Origin of the sequence: Blastomonas sp. UPD001, assembly GCF_003426715.1 — a bacterium.
Lineage (GTDB): Bacteria > Pseudomonadota > Alphaproteobacteria > Sphingomonadales > Sphingomonadaceae > Blastomonas.
In genome coordinates this window covers 1-2,318 of sequence record NZ_QKVT01000066.1, presented here as the reverse complement: position 1 = coordinate 2,318, position 2,318 = coordinate 1, and the positions used below count along the sequence as shown (strand labels likewise).

Below are 2,318 nucleotides of genomic sequence, written 5' to 3'. Positions count from 1 at the left end.
AATAGCGGGGTCAGCGTGCTGTTCTGGCTGACCAACCTGCTGCTGCTGCCCTGGCTGGTGCTGGCCACCGCCGGCTTCCTGATGGCCTATGAGGCGCTGGGACTGCCGCGTCTGCCGTCTTCGGTCTGGGAGGATGTGCCCTCCGCGCTGCTGGTGGTCATCGCCTTTGTCGCCAAGGAGTTCTGGCTCTACTGGTCGCATCGCTGGCTGCACAGCCGCTGGGGCTGGCCGATCCACGCCATCCACCATAGCGACACGCATGTGAACGGCCTCACCCAGTGGCGCATCCATCTGCTCGAGGCGGTGGTAATGCGGCTGTTCGCGCTGGTGATGATCGGCTGGATGGGCCTGCCGCCCGCCGCCGCCGCGGCCAGCACGCTCGCGGTGCTGGTGCACGCGGCCTATGTCCATTCGCCGCTGGACTGGGACCATGGCCCCTTGCGCATGGTCATCGCCAGCCCGCGCTTCCACCGCTGGCATCATCTGGATGCCGAGCCCGCCTATAATACCAACCTCGCCAATGCGCTGCCGATCTACGACTGGCTGTTCGGCACCTATCGCGCGCCGGAGCATCTCGATGCCCCGATGGGGGCGAAGACCGCAGGCGTGCCCGATACCGATTTCGTCGCGCTGTGGATGTACCCGTTCCGCGAGTGGGCGCGGATGATCCGCGAGGCGGCAGGCGGCGGGCGCGGTCCGAAGGCGACGCCTGCCCCTCTGGAAGAGGCCTGATCCGGCTCAGCCGCACGCCCCGGCAAATTTGATCCACCTCAATGATCGCGCGTCCCCCCTCCCGCATGCTCTGACATGACGGGGCATCACCCCCGAGTCGCCGGAGGGGCCCATGCGTATCCTGTTCGTGCATCCCAATTATCGCTCGGGCGGGGCGGAGATTGCGGGGACGTGGCCGCCGGCCTGGGTGGCCTATCTTACCGGGCCGCTGCGGCGCGCAGGGTTTGACGACATCCATTTCATCGACGCGATGACCGAGGGGGTGTCGGATGACGATCTCGCCGCGCGCATGGCGGCGCTCCAGCCCGATATCGTCGGCACCACCGCGATCACCCCCAGCATCTATGCCGCCGAGCGGGTGCTGGAGATCGCCGCGCTCACCGTGCCGCAGGCGGTGCGCGTGCTGGGCGGGGTGCATGCGACCTTCATGTACAAGCAGGTCCTGATGGAAGCGCCGCATATCGATGTCATCGTGCGCGGCGAGGGCGAGACTATCGCGGTCGAGCTGTTCAGCGCGATTGCGCAGGGCCGCTGGCCGCAGGACCGCGCTGAGATCGCCGGGCTCGCCTGGCGCGAGGGGGATCGGGTCATCGCCAGCAAGGCAGCCGAGACGATCAAGGATATGGACAGCCTGAAGCCCGACTGGGACATTCTCGACTGGAAGCAGTACACCTATATCCCGCTCGGCACGCGCGTCGCCATCCCCAATCTGGCGCGCGGCTGTCCGTTCACCTGCTCCTTCTGCTCGCAATGGAAATTCTGGCGCGATTACCGCGTGCGCGACCCCAAGCTGGTCGTCGACGAGATCCAGGAGCTGCACGAGAAGCACGGCGTCGGCTTCTTCATCCTCGCCGACGAGGAGCCGACGATCAACCGCAAGAAATTCATCGAGTTCTGCCAGGAGCTGATCGATCGCGGCCTGCCGGACAAGGTGAAATGGGGCATCAACACCCGCGTCACCGATATCTATCGCGACAAGGAGCTGCTCGGCTTCTACCGCTCGGCGGGCCTCGTGCATGTGAGCCTGGGCACCGAGGCGGCGGCGCAGATGCGGCTCGACCTGTTCAACAAGGAAACCAAGGTCGAGGAGAACAAGACCGCGATCCGCCTGCTGCGCGAGGCCGATATCTTCGTCGAGGCGCAGTTCATCGTGGGCCTCGAGAACGAGACCGCCGAGACGCTCGAGGAAAGCTGGCGCATGGCCTGGGACTGGCAGCCGGACCTCGCCAACTGGTCGATGTACACGCCCTGGCCGTTCACGCCCCTGTTCGAGGAGCTGAAGGACAAGGTCGAGGTCCATGATTTCAGCAAGTACAATTTCGTCACCCCGATCATGAAGCCCGCGGCGATGGAGCGCGGCGAGCTGCTCGACCGGGTGATGGCCAATTACCGCCGCTTTTATATGCGGAAAGCCCTGTTCCATTATCCCTGGCGCGGCACGGGCTTCCGGCGGCGCTATCTGCTGGGCTGCCTCTATGCCTTCCTGCGCGCGGGCTTCCGCCGCACCTTCTATGATCTGGGCAAGGCGGGCTATTGGGGGCCGCAGACCGCGAAGAGCGTCGACTTTCATTTCGACGAGACGCGCG

Annotated in this window: 2 protein-coding genes; both read left to right on the top strand. The window is 65.6% G+C overall.

Annotated elements, in window-relative coordinates; all coding sequences use genetic code 11:
• Positions 1–732: sterol desaturase family protein (locus tag DM995_RS18420; protein WP_198669486.1), on the top strand; the 732-nt coding region annotated here is incomplete at its 5' end.
• Between the two features lie 112 nt (positions 733–844).
• Positions 845–2,318, top strand: a 1,474-nt coding sequence (gene bchE / locus DM995_RS18415) for a magnesium-protoporphyrin IX monomethyl ester anaerobic oxidative cyclase (protein ID WP_116970633.1), incomplete at its 3' end; no start/stop codon positions are given.